Genomic DNA, 17,216 nt, shown 5'->3' on the forward strand with positions numbered 1-17,216 from the left:
TGTTACCCTCTTTTTTCTTCGGTTTTGCTGTGCTGGTAAGCCCGGCCGCTATGCTTGAAGACGCGACCGATCATGTAGCTCTCGGAATCCTTGATCCCGGGAACGTTGGCCAGTTCACTGACGAGGAAATCGTGCAAGCTGGTCGTGGATGGCAAAGTGAGCTGGATGATGATGTCGAACGGCCCGGTCATGGCGTAGACGCTGTCGACGAACGAGTATTCCGATAGTTTTCGAGCAACGCTGATGATGTGCTCGCGGTCGACGTCGAGCCCGACAATGGCCGCAATGCCGACATCGCTGCGCAAAGGGCGCACGACCGCCTGGATGCAGATATCGGGGTCGTCGAGCACACGGGCCATTTTCCGCCGCACCGTTGCTTCGGTGACGCCGATCCGCTTGGCGATATCCACGCTCGACATCCGCCCATCGACCTTGAGTTGGGAAAGCACGGCCTGCTCGGTATCGTCGAGATCACTTGTGCTGACGAAATCCCACATCGAATGCCCAATCTGTGTCGATTTCCGACTATAAATTCGAAAATTACATAAGAAACCGTCTATGGCAATCCCACAGATTGCGAAAAACACCGAGCGACGCTGCCTCCGGCGGGTGCCGGGCATCGGGCTCACGGTTCGATCATTGGGAAAAGGCGTGTCGAGCGATGTCGAAGGCGATGTCCGGCACGTAATCGGCTATGCCTCGAGGATGCACGACGAGGCAGCGTCCGGGCCGATCGGAGATCAAGGCCTGGAGACGCAGCTACGCTGTCGGTCGTCGGGTCCGACAGACGCAAAAAGACCGGCCAGCGGCCGGTCTTTTTAGCTCAAACATCAGGAAAGCTGGTCTCAGCTTTCCTTGGGCGTCAGCACCTGGCGGCCGCGATACATGCCGGTCTTCAGGTCGATGTGGTGCGGGCGGCGCATCTCGCCGGAGTTCTTGTCCTCGACATAGGTCGGGGCCTTGAGGGCGTCTGCCGAGCGGCGCATGCCGCGCTTGGACGGAGAGGTTTTTCGTTTCGGAACGGCCATGGATATGCTCCACTACATGGTCAAAAGCCCCGCCCGCCCTCGTGAAAGGGCCGTGTCAGGGGCCGGAATCTGAGAAAGTCGGGTGCCTATACACGCCCGGTGCCGTTTTGGCCAGCGCTGCCCGCGAATTTTTTTGTGTCGGCTACTGGAGGCAGCCGACATAAGCGCCGGATCGGCCGGCGCGCCGCTCGATCAGGTTGGCCAGCCTCCTCAGCCCCGGCCCGGGCTTGGCCGGGTTGCGGGCGATCGGATTTGGCAAGCTAACGGCAAGCAGCGCGGCCTGACGGCGCGACAGCTGTTTTGCCGAAATACCGAAATGGTGCCGCGCCGCCGCCTCGATGCCGTATATGCCGGGCCCCCACTCGGCGATGTTGAGGTAGATTTCCATGATGCGCCGCTTCGACATCACCGCATCGAAGTACACGGCCAGCGGCAACTCGACGACTTTGCGAACCGTGCCCAGCGGACGGGACCACAAAAACAGGTTCTTCACCGTCTGCATGGTGATGGTCGAAGCGCCGCGCGCCCCTTCGCCTGCCAGCGCGTCGTCGACGACACCCCGCAATTCGCCGAGGTCGACGCCGCGATGGAAACAGAACTGTCCGTCCTCCGACATGATCACCGAATTGGCCAGCACCGGTGCCACGTCGTCGATCGACACCCAGCGGCGGTCATAGCCGGAGAAGGTGGCGAGATCCTTCAGCATCAACGTCGACACCGGATGCACGAAAGACGGCAGATAGAGGAAGGTCAGCACTGTAGGGATAAGCGCCAGCACGGCAGCCACGACGATACCGCGCCGGACCCAGCGTTTGAGAGCACGACGGTTCACGCCACGGGATCTCGTCGCCATGTCCAGCTTTTCGGTTTCATGATCGACGATCGGTTCCGCCAAGTCGCCCAACCCGTGTCTCTCCCTCCCCCGGCATAATGGCGCTTGTCTTCTTGCGCAACGTCTGAGTGTCGGCTACCGGTCCGGGCCATGACGAATGACGACGAAATGGCGTTCGAAACGGCGCTCGTTGCACGGGCCGCCGCCGTCGAGACCTTGCTGCGGCGATTGCTCGCCGACCGCGCGCTCACGGGCGAGATCGCGCGGCCCGAGCGCCTTATGGCGGCGATGCGGCACGGCGTGCTCAACGGCGGCAAGCGCCTGCGCCCCTTTCTGGTGATGGAAAGTGCGGCGCTGTTTTCCGCCGACGGCGACGCGGCACTGCGCGTGGCGGCCGCACTGGAATGCGTGCATTGCTATTCACTGATCCATGACGATCTGCCGGCGATGGACGACGACGATCTGCGCCGCGGCCAGCCTACCGTGCACAGGGCCTTCGACGAGGCGACCGCCATCCTGGCCGGCGACGCCCTGCTGACGCTTGCCTTCGACATCCTCGCCGAGGAGACTACGGCGCTACCGGCGGAGCGGCGGGCCGCCCTTGTGCTGGCGCTCGCCCGCGCCGCCGGGACCGGCGGCATGGTCGGCGGCCAGACGCTGGACCTCGAGGCCGAGCGCATCGCGCCTGACGAGGCAGGGATCATCCGGCTGCAGGCGATGAAGACCGGTGCGCTGATCCGCTTTGCCTGCGAGGCGGGCGCGGTCGTCGCCGGCGTGCCTGCCGGGGATCGCGAAAGACTGGCCGAGTTCGGCTCGGCGATCGGGCTTGCCTTCCAGCTTGCCGACGATCTTCTCGATTTGACCGCGGATGCCGCACAGATGGGCAAGGCGACGGGCAAGGACGCTGCCGCCGGCAAGGCAACGCTGGTGGCGCTGCACGGCGAGGCATGGGCACGCGCCCAGTTGCATGGCCTTGTCCATCAGGCGCATGCGCTGCTCGAACCCTATGGCGAGCAGGCCGGCCTGCTGAAAGCAGCCGCGACCTTCGTGGCGACGCGCAACAATTGAGATCGGGACAGACCCCGAGGCTTGGCGTGAAGGTTTCTGTTTAACAGGGCAATCGGGAGGATCAGGTTCGATGTCGGCCAAATTGTTCGATCTCAGCGGGCGCACCGCGCTCGTAACCGGCTCCTCGCAAGGCATAGGCTTCGCCTTGGCCAAGGGCTTGGCCGAAGCCGGCGCCAGAGTGATCCTCAACGGCCGTGACGAGGCAAGGCTCGCCGCGGCGGTTACGCAGATCCCCGGAGCGGAAAAGCTGGCCTTCGATGCTACCGATCATGAAGCGGTCCGCTCGGCGATCGACCGTTTCGAACTGGGCGGCGGAGCGATCGACATTTTGGTGAACAATGCCGGCATGCAGTTCCGCGCGCCGCTCGAGGAGTTTCCCGCCGATGCGTTCGAGCGCCTGCTGCAGACCAATGTCGCCAGCGTCTTCCATGTCGGCCAGGCGGTGGCGCGCCATATGATCGGCCGTGGCCGTGGCAAGATCATCAACATCGCCAGCGTGCAGACCGCGCTCGCCCGTCCGGGCATCGCGCCCTACACGGCAACGAAAGGCGCGGTTGGCAACCTGACCAAGGGCATGGCTACGGATTGGGCCAAACACGGCCTGCAATGCAATGCCGTTGCACCCGGTTATTTCGATACGCCGCTCAACGCTGCCCTTGTCGCCGACCCTGCGTTCAGCACTTGGCTGGAAAAGCGCACGCCGGCCGGCCGCTGGGGAAAGGTCGAGGAACTGGTCGGCGCCTGCATCTTCCTGGCCAGCGACGCCTCCTCTTTCGTGAACGGCCATATTCTCTATGTGGACGGCGGCATCACAGCGTCGATCTGATCCGCCGCGCCGAACAGGCCGGCGCGCCAAATGCTGCCCGATCGATAATCGGTTGACGCGGAGCCGACGTCACTCGTGGCAGCACGGCCGTGGCCTCGTTCCCGGCCAGAGTGTGTGGGGAACTGGTGCGTCGGGAGCTGGTGTTTCGGGAACTCGTGTTTCGGGAACAATTGCACCCGTCGCGACGTTCGGGACCAGAAGCAGGAGGCAACCCATGAACGACAACAAGCATCGCAAACAGCCGAGGCCAAGCGATCGCGACTTGCGCAACGACCCCGGCATCGGCGCTTCCAAAGGCACCATCAAGGGTGGCGACATCCTTGACGACGACGAGGAACTCGATGGCGAAAACACTTTTCGGGGCGATGTCGAGAACGACACCACCCCACAAGGCGGTGTGAATCCCGACCAGACCGGCCGGACGAACAAATAGAGGGAGATATCCCATGACCGGCAAGAAGACCCACGAACAGCAGGTGCAAATCATCGAGGAGCGGGTGAACACCAAGAATGCGGACAAGAATTTCAATGCCGAGGACGAACTGAAGCGATCGAAGCAGGAGAGAACGGCTCGCCAGCAGGGCCAGGCGCTCAGGGGTGGCGACGTCGATCTGGTCGATGCCGACGACCGCGAAACGCTTCGCGGCTCGAACCAGGAATCCCGGCATCACAAACGGCCCGCGGATTGAAGGAACACCCGAAGCTTGACCGTCCCTTGAAGTGCCGCCGCCCTTCATCTCGGCGCAGCCGGGAGGATACATGGGAGGCTCTGCGGGAGTCCGAGATTCTCGGTCGCCAGAACGAAATCTTAATGTAAATCAAGCGTAATCCCGACCGTTAAAATAATGCGTATGTGTTGGGGTTGCGCATGCCGGAATATTCTTCCTTCATACGGTCCATCCGGACCCGTTATCTCTCAGGATTGCTGATCTTCGCGTTGGCTTCGCTCGCGATCATGGTTGCACTTGATCGTGTCAATTCCTTCCGCCACCAGGTCGATGCGCTGAGCAGCAACCTTGTCATATTCACTCGCGACCTGCGCAACGCGACCAGCTTCGCCGAAACGACGGGAACCGCCTGGCGCGCTGAGACGCGCGATGCGTTGGCCGCATCGGCGCGCGGCCATTCGGAACGCCTCTCCCGCGAGATTGGGACGCTTGCGGCCCAGATCGCCGCATTGCGTCCACGCCTGTCGACAAAGACTGTCAACGAGCTCGAATCCGCTTCGGTCAATGGCGACCTGTTCTGGTCGCCGCGCGATATGGTCCGAAACTTCAACCTCATGTCGGTGGCGCAAAAGGTCGATGAGTGGAGCTATCGCGAAATCCGCAACCAGAACGACCTGTTTGCCCAGCCGATGCTGGTCCGCGTCCGCACCGCCATGGACGACGAGCGCCATTTGGCCGACGCCTCCAGTGACCGGCTGCTGCTGTGGGCGAGCGGATTGCTGTTCGCGGTGCTCTCCATCGCCGCTTTCTGGATCTTCCGGCCGATGGAGCAGGCCATCCGCCGGGCCTTCGCCGAATCCGCCGAGTCGCTGTTCAAGGCCGAGGCCGCCGACCGCGCCAAATCGGAATTCCTGGCCAATATGAGCCACGAAATCCGCACGCCGATGAACGGCGTGCTCGGCATGGCCGAGTTGCTGGCCAAGACCGAGCTGACCGCGCGCCAGAAGACCTTCACCGACGTCATCGTCAAATCCGGCAACGCGCTGCTCACCATCATCAACGACATCCTCGATTTCTCCAAGATCAATGCCGGCCAGCTCACGCTCGACCCGGCGCCGTTCCGCCTTGCCGAGGCGGTCGAGGATGTGGCCACGCTCGTCTCCGCCCACGTTGCCGAAAAGAACCTCGAACTGATCGTGCGCGTCGACCCGCGCCTGCCGGCCTACGTCGTCGGCGACGCCGGGCGGTTCCGCCAGATCGTCACCAATCTGCTCGGCAACGCGGTGAAGTTCACCGAGAAGGGCCATGTGTTGATCGACGTCGGCGGCGAAACCGTCAATGATGTCGTCCAGCTTAAGCTGCGCGTCGAGGACACCGGCATCGGCATCCCGGCCGAGAAGTTGCAGAACGTGTTCGAAAAATTCGCCCAGGTCGACGGCTCCTCGACCCGCCGTCACGAGGGCACCGGCCTCGGTCTCGCCATCGCCGCCCGCCTCGTCGACCTGATGGCCGGCAAGATCGGCGTCGAGAGCGAGATCGGCCGCGGGTCCGTATTCTGGTTCGCGGTGCCCCTGCCCGTGCATCGTGCCGAGGCTCGCGACGAGATCGTGCCGGTCGACGTCACCGGCGCGCGCGTTCTGGTCATCGACGACAATCCGGTCAACCGCGAGATCCTGCTCGAACAGCTCAGGAGCTGGAGCTTCGACTGCGCCGCCGCCGAAAGCGGTGCGGTCGGCTTGGCTTTCCTCGACCGCGCTTGGCAGCTGGGGGCCGCCGTCGATTGCATTATCCTCGACTACCAGATGCCCGGTATGAACGGCGCCGATGTCGCGAAAGCCATTGCCGCCGACAGCCGGCTGTCGGCCATACCGGTCGTGCTCTTGACCTCGGTCGATCAGGTCGATTTCGGCAAGATGATCATCGATTTCGGCATTGCCGCGCATCTGACCAAGCCGGCACGCTCCGCGGTCCTGCTCGGCACCGTCATCTCGGTCGTCCAGAAAGCCCGCTCGCAGCTCGGCAGGGCGCAGTTCGTTCGCGAACCGGTACCTGCCCTGCCGCAGGCGGCGCCGCCCGCCTTTACCGTCATCCGCGGCCCGGCAATGCCGGCCGTCTCCGTGCCGGAGCCGACGGTCGCGCCGAACGGTCCGATCGACATCCTCATCGCCGAGGACAATGAGGTGAACCAGCTGGTGTTCGGCCAAATCCTCAACGGGTTGGGCTTGAGCTATCGCATAGCCGGCAACGGCCGCACGGCGGTCGAGATGTACCGCTCGCTGCGCCCGAGGCTGATCCTGATGGACGTCTCCATGCCGGAAATGAACGGCTACGAGGCGACCCGCGCCATCCGGGCGACGGAGGCCTCGGATGGCAGCCGCATCCCGATCATCGGCGTCACCGCGCATGCGCTGAAGGGCGACCGCGACAAGTGCATCGAAGCCGGCATGGACGATTATCTGCCGAAGCCGGTTTCACCCGACCGCCTCGGCGCCAAGATCGGCACCTGGCTCAGCGAAACGGTGGTGGCGAAGACGGCGTAGATGTGAACTGACGGGCGCAGCGGTTTTGCGACAACGACATGCGCAAAACAAACATTTAAAGCATGTCGTTTCGATGCGCTTTAAGCACGCCCGGCCTGGAGCCAGATCAGCGCAGCCGGCCGATCGGGATGATTTCCGGCGAGGTGGAGACATAGGGTTCGCCCCGCCAGTCGCCGAGCCATTGCTCCACCAGCAGGCCTGACTCGTCCAGCATCGCGGCAAGGTCATCCTTGTCGGGGAAGGCTATTTTCGATTCTGCGGCCAGCACCTGTCTGCCCCCCGGAATTTCATAGAAGGTTGAATAGGTGACGACGCCGGTGGCGGCATCATGTTCGACATCATTCCAGGTCTTGACGGCGCCGAGGCTGAGATGCGTCACCATCCGTTCGGAGCGCTGCGGCGTCCATTCGCGCCATTCTTCCATGGCGGGATTTCGTGTGTCGAAAATGAAGCGCCCGCCCGGAGCGAGATGATTTGCGATGGTGCGCAACACCGCCGCTTGATCCTCGGCCGTCAGGAAGACTTGGAAGGCATGTCCCGTCAGCAATATTAGGTCGAAGTGCCGCCCAAGCCGAACGGTTCGAGCATCGGCCTCGACCCAGTCGACCTTGTCTCCGCCGGCCCTGCCGCGCGCGACATCGAGCATCGCCGACGCGGGATCAACGCCGGTGACGGAGCGTCCTTCACTAAGGGCCGCGGCCAATTGCCCAGTGCCGCAGCCGAGATCAAGAATCGAGTGGGCATTGCCGGCGAATCCAACGCAATAGTTGAAATCGTCGCCGCCTTTATTCTCGATATCATAAAACTGGACGAGATCCGGATCGCTGTAGAGTCTGTCGGTCATGGCGATCGCCTATAATCGAAATTTGTGATGGATGCGACAGACGCATTCGGGCGAACAAAGCGTTACCCAGCTCGCTCATGCGGCTCTACCGGTTGCGCACCACCACGCATGCCCCGCCGACACTTTGCAGTTTCTGGCAAATGGCGCCCGCGGCGGCACGGTCGTCGACCCCGATCCTGACCGCGTAGATGCCGCGTCGGCCGATCGGCGTCCGCACCCGGCTGACCACCGGATCATGCCCGGCTAGCAGGGCCGGGAAGCGGCCCCTCACCCTGAGCCACTGGTTGATCGCGGCGCTGCGGCGGAAATTGCCGGCCACCTGGACTCCCCACGGCCTTATGTTGATGGAAGCCATCGCCACCGTCCGCGACATGATCACCGGGAGCTTGCGGCAGGCCGCGACGAAATCGGATTTCGCGTCGAGCGGTCGCACGCTTCCGGCATAGGCGCGATCGGCGAACTTATCGACCGGCTCGCCCATAATGTCGAAGACATAGCTTTCGGTTTCCATCGGCAGGAAGCCGCCCGAGCCCAGCCAGCGCGAGACCCGGTTTTCGCCGGCATTGTAGGCGGCGGCCGCCAGGCCGAGATTGCCATAGCTGGTCTTCATCTCGGCGAGGTATTTCGCCGAGGCCGGGATCGCCTGGTTGATGTCGAAGGAATTGGCGAGCCCGCGCATCTTGGCGGTCCCCGGCATGAACTGGGCGATACCTTCGGCGCCGACCGGACTGACGGCGTTGGGATCGAACCGACTTTCCTTCCAGATCAGCCGGGCGAAGAAATCCCTGGGCAAGCCGTTCTGGTCGGCATGGGCCTGGATCAGGTTGCAGACCTTGTCGATCAGCCGCTGCTTGGCCGATTGCGGCGGATCGGCCTGGGCCAGGGTCGGCCACCCGCACAGCAGGATCAGCGCCACCGGGAGGAAGCGCAGCATTCGACCTACTCTGCCGCGGCCTTGCCGCGACCAAATCGTTGCTCGATATAGTCTGCGACCATCTTCTCGAAATCCTGCGCGATCGACGGTCCGCGCAGCGTCGCCGCCTTCTTGCCGTCGACGAAGACAGGGGCTGTCGGCGTCTCGCCGGTGCCGGGCAGCGAAATGCCGATATCGGCATGCTTGGACTCGCCCGGGCCGTTGACGATGCAGCCCATCACCGCGACCTTGAGGTTCTCGACCCCTGGGTATTTCTCACGCCACGCCGGCATGTTCTTCCTGAGATCGGCCTGGATGTTCTGGGCCAGTTCCTGGAACACGGTCGAGGTTGTGCGGCCGCAGCCGGGGCAAGCAGCGACGATCGGCACGAACTGCCTGAAGCCCATGGTCTGCAGCAATTCTTGCGACACCTGCACCTCGCGCGTGCGATCGCCATTCGGCTCCGGCGTCAGCGATATGCGGATTGTGTCGCCGATGCCTTGCTGCAACAGGATGCCCATGGCGGCGGATGAGGCGACGATGCCTTTCGAGCCCATGCCGGCTTCGGTGAGGCCGAGATGCAGCGCATGGTCGGAACGGCTGGCGAGCTCGGTGTAGACTGCGATCAGGTCCTGCACGCCGCTGACCTTCGCCGAGAGAATGATCTTGTCGCGGCCAAGGCCGATCTCCTCGGCCATCTCGGCCGAGAGGATGGCCGACTGCACGATCGCCTCGCGCGTCACTTGCTGTGCGGTCAACGGAAAGCCGCGAGCCTGGTTGTCGTCCATCAGCCGGGTCAGGAGTTCCTGGTCGAGCGAGCCCCAGTTGACGCCGATGCGCACCGGCTTGTCATGTTTGATCGCCATTTCGACGATTGCCGCGAACTGCCGGTCCTTCTTGTCCTTGAAACCGACATTGCCGGGATTGATGCGGTATTTGGCCAGCGCCTCGGCGCAGGCCGGATGATCGGCCAGGAGCTTGTGGCCAATATAGTGGAAGTCGCCGACAATCGGCACGTTGATACCGAGCCGCGCCAGCCGCTCCCGGATGCGCGGCACGGCGGCGGCGCTTTCATCGCGGTCGACGGTAATGCGCACGATCTCGGAGCCGGCGCGATGCAGCGCCGCGACCTGGGCGACCGTCTGGTCGACATCGGCGGTATCCGTATTGGTCATCGACTGCACGACGACGGGAGCACCGCCGCCAACCACCACGCCGCCCACATCGACGCCAACCGAGGTGCGGCGCGGGAAGGGGAAGGAATAATATCCGGTCATGCCGGCAGCCTTTAATCTCTGGGGCGCCGCGCGTCCACTTGGACGCACAAAAGCGCGCTCCGGGCCGATGCGCTGAAGTCCGGGCATGAGGTGGAGGAGCAAAGATGGCTTGTCAATGGCGACAGGTCGCCACTGGCCGCAATCGATCCCGCCGCCAGTTCCTTGGCACCCGATTTTTGCCGGTCGCTTGCGTTGGCCAATCGGCTACCTGGCGATTGGCGGACCCCCAATCGCTTCACCATTCCGGGAATGAGTTCCGGGGAGGAGCAAGGAGAAGAGCGACGCAGCACAGACCAGAATCCAAGCCCTGACCTCAGAGCGCCACGGCAAGGCAGAATTCTGCTCCGCTGCACTCTTCGGTCAAGAGTTACCGCATGGATTCAGGGATTCCCGCGAAGCGCTTCGCTCCTGCTCGTCCTCGGATTCCGAAGTCGGAAGGCCTCGGCCTGGTACGAATATCTGTGATGGCCGACCTGAAAACGGAAATCAAAACCACCAGTCCGGCGGCAATTGCCGCCGGCAGGAAAGACCCGGATGGTGAGCGGTTATGTCAGTGGGGCGTCAATGCGTCGTGGGTTTGGCCCTCAGTTTTTCAATCTCGTCCTTGATTGCCAGCTTGCGTCGCTTGAGATTCACGATTTCGAGGTCGTCCACCGACGGATGATTCATCGCATCATCGAGCTCGCGTTCGATGTCGCCGTGTTTCCGCTGCAACTCATCAAGATGGGATGCAAGAGACATGATTGGTTCTCCCTTTCATGGTTTCCTCGACTGCAGCCGCCAAAGGCGCGTCCACCGCAGGCTCGCTCTGTGACGGCACAATGACAGTGTGCCACCTTCGCGCAGCGATGTCGAATGATCCGTGGTAGCATTCCACGGCACTGTGAAATGTGATATGGGCTGCGCGCCGGTGGCAAAACGAGCCGCCCCCGCCCAATCAGGCCCAGTTTTGGGCGCCGCAGACGTGCAGACGGTAGAGAATGTCCGATCAGGAACAGGCCGATATTCGCCTCGAATTTTCCCGGCTGAAGCAGGAACACGCCGATTTCGACGCCGCGATCAATGCGATGATCGCCATGAACTGCGACCCGCTGCAGATCCAGCGCATGAAGAAGAAGAAGCTTGCGCTGAAGGACCGGCTGATGAAGCTGGAAGACAAGATCATCCCGGATATCATCGCCTGACTTCAGGTCCAGGCCGCGATCGAAAGCCTCGCCGCGCGCTCGCGCAGCAGGGCCAGGAGTTCACCTGTCTTGTCCTGCGACGTGTCGATGGGCACCACCAGGCACATCGTCGCTTCAACCGTGCCGGGAGCTGAAAACACCGGCGCGGCGAGGCATTTCGTATAGGCGTCGACGAGCCCCGAAGTGATGCAATAGCCGGTGGCGCGCGCCGTCGCTATGTCGGCGATGAAATCGTCCAGCCGCAATCTGCGGCCATCGGGCAGGATGAGATCGTCTTCCGATATCATCGCCTCGATCCGGGCCTGTTCGAGACCGGCGAGCAGGAGCCTGCCTGAGGCGGTCCAGGGCAGCGGGATCTGCAATCCGGTGGCGGAGCTGATGCGGAACGGCCGGGTGCCCGGGCTCGAGTGGACGATCGTGTAGCGGCCGCTCTGCAGCATGCACAGTTCGGACGTCTCGCCGGTCTCGCGCGACAGGTTGTCGACCTCCTGGCGTCCTCGCCTCAAGAGGTCGTTACCGCGCACATAATCCATTCCATAGAGATAGAGCTTCTTGCCGAAATAGACGCGGTTGCCGTCGCCGGCCATTTCCAGGAGGCCGGCATCGACCAGCGATCGCACCAGCGTGTAGGTGGTCGAACGCGGCGCGTTGACCCCCTTGGCTAGGTCGCCGATGCCGATGGCGCGCTGTGTCGAATGAAGGAACTCCAGAATCTCGAGCACCCGGTTGAGGCCCTTCTCCCGAGAGGCCGAAATCTTTGCGTCCGCTGAGACCGCCAAGGCGCTGCCATCTTGCATTGTCGATTCCTGATGTTAGTATCTGTCTTGTACAGGATACACACGTCCCTTGTAAGAGACAATTTTTGAATGATCCGGGCGCGTGTATTGCCTGTGCGTAGGGGAACACAACACGAAAGGAGGTCGCCGTGAACGACACATCCAAAAGGCGTGATTTTCTGAAACTGGGCATGGCCGGACTGGCAACGGCCGGCGTCATGAGCGCGGCGGCAACGGTCGACGTCCAGAAGGCGGCGGCGCAGGCTGCGCCCGATAGTCTGCTGCGCACCGTGCTGGAGCGCGGCAAGCTGATTGTCGGCACCGGAAGCACCAATGCGCCCTGGCATTTCGAGAACGATGCCGGCGAACTCGTCGGCATGGACATCACGATGGGGCGCATTCTCGCAAAGGGTTTGTTCGATGACCCGGCCAAGGTCGAGTTCGTCATGCAGGACCCGGCGCAGCGCATTCCGAACGTAACGACGAACAAGGTCGACATCACCATCCAGTTCATGACCATGACCGCGCAGCGCTCGCAGCTGATCAACTTCTCCAGGCCCTACTACGTCGAGGGCGTCGCCTTGCTGACTTTGCCCGGCGCCGAGAACAAGACCTTCGACAAGCTGCTTGCCGCAGGCTCCGCGACGCGCGTTTCCATCCTGCAGAATGTCGACGCCGAATCTTCGGTGCATTTTGCCTTGCCGGAGGCGCAAGTGATGCAGATCGATACACAGGCCAACGTGCTGCAGGCATTGGAATCCAAGCGTGCCGATGCCGCTGCCGTCGACCTCTCCACCGTGCGCTGGCTCGCCTCGCGCAATCCTGACAAATACTTCGATGCCGGCAAGAGCTGGTACTCGATGCTATATGGCGCAGCGCTCCGGCAAGGCGATCTCGACTGGCTGACCTTCGTCAACCAGACCTTCACCATCGCCATGTTCGGCCATGAGACGGCGCTCTATGACGCCGCGTTCAAGGACTATTTCGGGCAGGAGCCGCCGGCGCGCCACCCCGGTTTCCCGGTTATCTGACGTCATCGGCGGGAAAGGCGCCGCCGGCGCCCTTCCCGCCCTTTTTCCTGGCGACGCGGCCAGCTTTGCGTCACATCGGGAGCACTGAGGCCGACGCATGGGTTATGCGCTTAATTTCAACCTGATCTGGCGGCATTTCGACAAGCTGTGGGGCGGCCTGCTGCTCAGCCTCGAACTCGCCGTCATCTCGATCGCCATCGGCATCGTCATCGGCCTGGTCCTGGCGGTCTGGTACGTGTCGGCCGGACGCATGGTGCGCGGCATCATCGCCGCCTACGTCGAATTCATCCGCAACGTGCCGCTGATCCTGCTCGTCTATCTCGTCTTCTACGGCCTGCCGACCGTGGTCGACATCGCTTACAGCGCGCAAACCTCGTTCGTCGCCACGCTGGCGCTCTACAGCGGCGCCTATCTGGTCGAGGTGTTCCGCTCCGGTCTCGAAGCGGTTCCTCGCGGCCAGCTCGACGCCGGCAAGGCGATTGGCCTGACGCCCTGGCAAAGGCTGCTGCATGTGCGCCTGCCGACCATGCTGCGCATTACGCTGCCGGCGCTTTCCAACACCTTCATATCGCTGTTCAAGGATACCTCCGTCGCCTCGGTCATCTCGGTGCCCGAGCTGACCTTCGGCGCGCAATGGATCAACTTCAACACCTTCCGCATCGTCGAGGTCTATCTCGTCGTGACGGCGATGTACCTGTTGACCGGCTACGCCCTGCTTTACGCGCTCCGGCTCGTCGAACGCTGGTTCAAGGTAGTGCACTAGCATGCTTAGCCAGATCGCCTACGCCTTGCCTTTCCTTGCTCAGGGTTTCGCCCTGACGCTGTGGGTGTCGCTGCTGGTCGTGACGTTCTCGCTCGTCGCCGGCGTCGTCCTTGGCGTCGGCCTGGTCTACGGCCCGGCGCCGGCGCGCTGGGCGGTGCGCATCTTCAGCGACACCATTCGCGGCATACCGATCCTGGTGCTCATCTTCTTCGTCTATTACGGGATGCCGGCCGTCGGGCTTCACCTGCCGTCCTTCTGGGCTGCCGTGCTGGCGCTGACCTTGTTCAAGACAGCCCAGGTCGTCGAATACCTGCGGGGCGCCGTCGGCTCCATCCCGAAGGGACAATCGGAGGCCGCAATGGCGATCGGCCTGACCTTCCGCCAGCGGCTGGCCCATGTCATCTTTCCGCAAGCGTTCAGGCGTTTCCTGCCGCCTTGGATCAATGGCGTCACCGACGCGGTCAAGGGCAGCGCGCTGGTCTCGTTGCTCGGCATCACCGATCTCATGCAGGCCATCAACCAAGTCATCGGCCGCACCTACGAGGCCATGCCGCTCTACATCCTTGGCGCCCTCATCTACTTCGCCGTCAACTATGCGCTTTCGCTTGCCAGTCGGCGGCTGGAGCGGCGTTTCTCCTTCATCCGGGAATAGCAATGTCCACAAGCTCGAACGATGCCCCGGCCCTTCTCGATATCCGCGATGTGTCCAAATCCTTTGGCGCCGTTCAGGTCCTGCGCTCGGTCAGCCTGCGCGTGGCGCGTGGCGAGGTGGTGACGGTCATCGGGCCCTCGGGCAGCGGCAAGACCACGCTGCTGCGCTGCGTCAACTTCCTGGAGAGCTATGACAGCGGGTCCATCCGCATCGACGGCAAGGAGGTCGGCTTCCGCGAAACCGGGGCCCCCCAGCGCCGCAGCGAACGCGACCTTGCCGCGATGCGCGCCGAGACCGGCATGGTGTTCCAGAGCTTCAACCTGTTTCCGCATCTCACCGCCGCCGGCAACATCATGCTCGGCCTCACCAAGGTGCGCGGCAAAAGCACCGCGGAGGCGCGCGCGATTGCCGAACACTGGCTCGGCCGCGTCGGTCTTGCCCATAAGGCCGACAGCCTGCCGGCGGAGCTCTCCGGCGGCCAGCAGCAGCGCGTCGGCATTGCGCGCGCCGTGGCCATGGGGCCGAAAATCCTGCTGCTAGACGAGATAACCTCCGCCCTCGATCCGGAACTCGTCGGCGAGGTGCTTGAGGTGGTGCGCAGCCTCGCCGAGGACGGCATGACGATGGTGATGGTCACGCATGAGATGGCCTTTGCCCGCGACGCCTCGAGCCGCATCGTCTTCATGGCCGATGGCGGCGTCGGCGCGGTCGGGCCCCCGAAGGAGATCCTTGCTGCGGACGCCGACAATGAGCGTCTGCGCAATTTCCTGGCGCGCTTCCGCGCCTCGCACTTCTGACATTGGATGGTTGACGCCGTCCCAAGGAGCCTTCTTCCATGACGCCTTACACCAGGCTCGCCGAACTCGGCCTCACATTGCCCGAGCCGCCGACGCCCATCGCCAACTTCGTCACCCATGCCGAGAGCGGCCGGCTGATCTTCTTGTCCGGCCAGGGACCGCTGCGGGCCGACGGCACGCTCTGCACCGGGAAGGTGGGCGAGGACGTGACAGTGGAGCAGGCCTATCAGCATGCCCGCCTCACCGGCCTCAACCTGCTTGCCGTCATGCATGCTGCCGCCGGCGATCTCGGCCGCATCGTGCGCGTCGTCAAGCTGCTCGGCTTCGTCAACGCCACGCCGACCTTCAGCGACCACCCCAAAGTGGTGAATGGCTGCTCCGATCTTTTCGCCGACGTTTTCGCAACGATCGGCGGGCATGCCCGCTCGGCGATCGGCGTAGGCTCCTTGCCCGGAAACATCACCGTCGAAATCGAAGCGGTCGTCGAGATCGCTGCCTGATCTGTCATCCACGGGATTGCTCACATGAAAACCTATTCAGACACCGGCTCCAACACCACGATCCGCGAACGGCTCGGCCTTCGCCCGATCATCAACGTCTCCGGCACGATGACGGCGCTCGGTGCGTCGATCATCGTGCCTGAAGCGATCAGCGCGATGTCTGAAATGGCATCGCAATGGGTGGAAATGGACGATCTGCAGCGCGCCGCAAGCGCCATCGTCGCGCGCCTCACCGGTGGCGAGGCCGGCTTCATCACCGCCTGCTGCGCCAGCGGCATCACCATGGCGATCGCCGGCGCGATGACGGGAACCAACCTGCTCGCCATCGAACGCCTGCCGGACGACACCGGCGACCTCAGGTCGGAGGTGATCATCCAGCTTGGCCACATCGTCAACTACGGCGCCCCGATCGACCAGTCGGTCCGAGTTGCCGGCGCCAGGGTGGTGCCCGCCGGCACGGTCAGCGTCACGCAGGACTATCATGTGCGCGACGCGATCAACGAGCGAACGGCGGCAGGCCTCTATGTCGTCGCGCATCACACCGTGCAGTACGGCATGCTGTCGCTGGAGGAATTCTGCGAAATCTGCCACGCCAGGGGCGTGCCGGTGATCGTCGACGCGGCTTCCGAATATGACCTGCGCGGCTTCCTGGCGCGTGGCGCCGACATCGTCATCTACAGCGGCCACAAATTCCTGAGCGGCCCGACCAGCGGCATCGTCACCGGACGCAAGGATCTGGTGCGCGCCGCCTATCTGCAGAACCGCGGCGTCGCCCGCGCCATGAAGGTCGGCAAGGAAAGCATCGCCGGCACCATGGCCGCGCTCGAGGCATGGGAGAAGCGCGACCACGCCGGCATCCGCCGGCGCGAAGAGGCCGCGCTCAACCTGTGGAAGGATGCTCTGCAAGGTGTTACGGGCATTGGCGCGGAGATCATTCCCGATCCGACCGCCAACCCGCTCGACCGCCTGCAGGTCTTCGTGCTGCCGGAAAGCCGCTTCACCGCCGCCGGCCTTGCCTCGGCGCTTGCCGGTGGATCGCCGCCCATCATCGTGCGCAATCACGAGGTCGAACGCGGCCATTTCTTCCTCGACCCCTGTAATCTTCATCCCGGTGAGGCGGAGATCGTCGCCGAACGGCTGCGCGCCCTGTTGACCGCGAAGGACCGGCCCGCCGACGCCATGAAGATTGCTCGCAAGGACTCTTCCGGCGCCTTGCGCTGGCCGGATTGAGCGCCAAGCGGACCAACGAACCCAAAGCACCGGCTGATCACGTGACCGTGAACAGCCGGATGCGTACGCGGCGGGAATAAATCTCGGCCGCAACGGGTCTCCTCGACATAGGCCGCTACAGGCGTTGAGGAGATCGGCATGTCCGTGATTATGAAAACGACAGCGAACACGGCCGCGGCGGCGGCGGCCGCCATGTGCTGGAGCGCATGACGTTAGCCGGCCTCTCTCCCATGATGCACGGCTTCCCCATTGCGCTTGACACTGGTGACGCAGATGAATCCACTTTC

Annotated in this window: 20 protein-coding genes; 12 read left to right on the top strand and 8 right to left on the bottom strand. The window is 63.3% G+C overall.

The window, feature by feature from the left end; all coding sequences use genetic code 11:
• Positions 1 to 2: 2 nt before the first annotated feature.
• From LB533_RS00450 to LB533_RS00460, 3 genes are all read right to left on the bottom strand, one after another.
• Positions 3 to 620 carry an Lrp/AsnC family transcriptional regulator gene (locus tag LB533_RS00450; RefSeq protein WP_224556411.1) on the bottom strand — a complete coding sequence of 206 codons (618 nt, stop codon included), beginning with the start codon at positions 618 to 620 and terminating at the stop codon, positions 3 to 5.
• A 225-nt stretch (positions 621 to 845) separates the two neighbouring features.
• Complete coding sequence (gene rpmF / locus LB533_RS00455) at positions 846 to 1,028, bottom strand: 50S ribosomal protein L32 (RefSeq protein ID WP_008834724.1); 183 nt, start codon at positions 1,026 to 1,028, stop codon at positions 846 to 848.
• Between the two features lie 142 nt (positions 1,029 to 1,170).
• Positions 1,171 to 1,932 (bottom strand): biosynthetic peptidoglycan transglycosylase, encoded by a 762-nt coding sequence (locus tag LB533_RS00460; RefSeq protein ID WP_140641426.1) that lies wholly within the window; start codon positions 1,930 to 1,932, stop codon positions 1,171 to 1,173.
• Positions 1,933 to 2,010: 78 nt separating this feature from the next.
• On the opposite strand from LB533_RS00460, the gene LB533_RS00465 reads away from it, so the two are divergent.
• The 5 genes from LB533_RS00465 (at position 2,011) to LB533_RS00485 (ending at position 6,962) form a co-directional block, all read left to right on the top strand.
• Positions 2,011 to 2,928: a polyprenyl synthetase family protein gene (locus tag LB533_RS00465; protein WP_140641424.1), complete on the top strand. Its 918-nt coding sequence runs from the start codon at positions 2,011 to 2,013 to the stop codon at positions 2,926 to 2,928.
• A gap of 70 nt (positions 2,929 to 2,998) precedes the next feature.
• The gene (locus LB533_RS00470) at positions 2,999 to 3,754 is read left to right on the top strand and encodes an SDR family oxidoreductase (protein WP_140641422.1); all 756 of its coding nucleotides are present in this window, start codon (positions 2,999 to 3,001) and stop codon (positions 3,752 to 3,754) included.
• A 214-nt stretch (positions 3,755 to 3,968) separates the two neighbouring features.
• The gene (locus tag LB533_RS00475) at positions 3,969 to 4,187 is read left to right on the top strand and encodes a hypothetical protein (RefSeq protein WP_140517598.1); all 219 of its coding nucleotides are present in this window, start codon (positions 3,969 to 3,971) and stop codon (positions 4,185 to 4,187) included.
• Positions 4,188 to 4,200: 13 nt separating this feature from the next.
• Positions 4,201 to 4,443 (top strand): hypothetical protein, encoded by a 243-nt coding sequence (locus LB533_RS00480; protein ID WP_140641420.1) that lies wholly within the window; start codon positions 4,201 to 4,203, stop codon positions 4,441 to 4,443.
• Positions 4,444 to 4,622: 179 nt separating this feature from the next.
• Positions 4,623 to 6,962 (top strand): response regulator, encoded by a 2,340-nt coding sequence (locus tag LB533_RS00485; RefSeq protein WP_140641418.1) that lies wholly within the window; start codon positions 4,623 to 4,625, stop codon positions 6,960 to 6,962.
• A gap of 106 nt (positions 6,963 to 7,068) precedes the next feature.
• On the opposite strand, the gene LB533_RS00490 is transcribed toward LB533_RS00485, so the two are convergent.
• From LB533_RS00490 to LB533_RS00505, 4 genes are all read right to left on the bottom strand, one after another.
• A complete protein-coding gene (locus tag LB533_RS00490) occupies positions 7,069 to 7,806 on the bottom strand; it encodes a class I SAM-dependent methyltransferase (RefSeq protein ID WP_140641416.1) in 738 nt (245 codons plus the stop codon).
• Positions 7,807 to 7,891: 85 nt separating this feature from the next.
• Entirely contained in the window at positions 7,892 to 8,740 is an 849-nt protein-coding gene (locus LB533_RS00495; protein ID WP_140641414.1) for a lytic transglycosylase domain-containing protein, read from the bottom strand.
• Positions 8,741 to 8,745: 5 nt separating this feature from the next.
• Positions 8,746 to 9,996: a flavodoxin-dependent (E)-4-hydroxy-3-methylbut-2-enyl-diphosphate synthase gene (gene ispG / locus LB533_RS00500; RefSeq protein ID WP_140517596.1), complete on the bottom strand. Its 1,251-nt coding sequence runs from the start codon at positions 9,994 to 9,996 to the stop codon at positions 8,746 to 8,748.
• A gap of 561 nt (positions 9,997 to 10,557) precedes the next feature.
• A complete protein-coding gene (locus LB533_RS00505) occupies positions 10,558 to 10,737 on the bottom strand; it encodes a YdcH family protein (RefSeq protein ID WP_097571999.1) in 180 nt (59 codons plus the stop codon).
• A 239-nt stretch (positions 10,738 to 10,976) separates the two neighbouring features.
• Here LB533_RS00505 and LB533_RS00510 point away from each other — a divergent pair, with 239 nt between their 5' ends.
• Complete coding sequence (locus LB533_RS00510) at positions 10,977 to 11,180, top strand: YdcH family protein (protein ID WP_140550905.1); 204 nt, start codon at positions 10,977 to 10,979, stop codon at positions 11,178 to 11,180.
• A gap of 2 nt (positions 11,181 to 11,182) precedes the next feature.
• On the opposite strand, the gene LB533_RS00515 is transcribed toward LB533_RS00510, so the two are convergent.
• Positions 11,183 to 11,977 carry an IclR family transcriptional regulator gene (locus LB533_RS00515; RefSeq protein WP_140641412.1) on the bottom strand — a complete coding sequence of 265 codons (795 nt, stop codon included), beginning with the start codon at positions 11,975 to 11,977 and terminating at the stop codon, positions 11,183 to 11,185.
• 128 nt (positions 11,978 to 12,105) lie between these two features.
• On the opposite strand from LB533_RS00515, the gene LB533_RS00520 reads away from it, so the two are divergent.
• From LB533_RS00520 to LB533_RS00545, 6 genes are all read left to right on the top strand, one after another.
• Positions 12,106 to 12,987 carry a transporter substrate-binding domain-containing protein gene (locus tag LB533_RS00520; protein ID WP_140550903.1) on the top strand — a complete coding sequence of 294 codons (882 nt, stop codon included), beginning with the start codon at positions 12,106 to 12,108 and terminating at the stop codon, positions 12,985 to 12,987.
• A 97-nt stretch (positions 12,988 to 13,084) separates the two neighbouring features.
• Positions 13,085 to 13,750: an amino acid ABC transporter permease gene (locus LB533_RS00525; RefSeq protein WP_140500485.1), complete on the top strand. Its 666-nt coding sequence runs from the start codon at positions 13,085 to 13,087 to the stop codon at positions 13,748 to 13,750.
• Position 13,751: 1 nt separating this feature from the next.
• Positions 13,752 to 14,402: an amino acid ABC transporter permease gene (locus LB533_RS00530; protein WP_140641410.1), complete on the top strand. Its 651-nt coding sequence runs from the start codon at positions 13,752 to 13,754 to the stop codon at positions 14,400 to 14,402.
• A 2-nt stretch (positions 14,403 to 14,404) separates the two neighbouring features.
• Positions 14,405 to 15,199, top strand: coding sequence for an amino acid ABC transporter ATP-binding protein (locus LB533_RS00535; RefSeq protein ID WP_140641408.1), 795 nt, complete (start codon positions 14,405 to 14,407; stop codon positions 15,197 to 15,199).
• Between the two features lie 38 nt (positions 15,200 to 15,237).
• Complete coding sequence (locus LB533_RS00540; protein WP_140550900.1) at positions 15,238 to 15,699, top strand: RidA family protein; 462 nt, start codon at positions 15,238 to 15,240, stop codon at positions 15,697 to 15,699.
• 24 nt (positions 15,700 to 15,723) lie between these two features.
• Positions 15,724 to 16,929, top strand: a complete 1,206-nt coding sequence (locus LB533_RS00545) for an aminotransferase class V-fold PLP-dependent enzyme (protein ID WP_140641406.1) — start codon at positions 15,724 to 15,726, stop codon at positions 16,927 to 16,929.
• Positions 16,930 to 17,216 lie beyond the last annotated feature (287 nt).

Origin of the sequence: Mesorhizobium sp. BR1-1-13 (genome assembly GCF_020165515.1) — a bacterium.
Classification (GTDB): Bacteria; Pseudomonadota; Alphaproteobacteria; order Rhizobiales; family Rhizobiaceae; genus Mesorhizobium.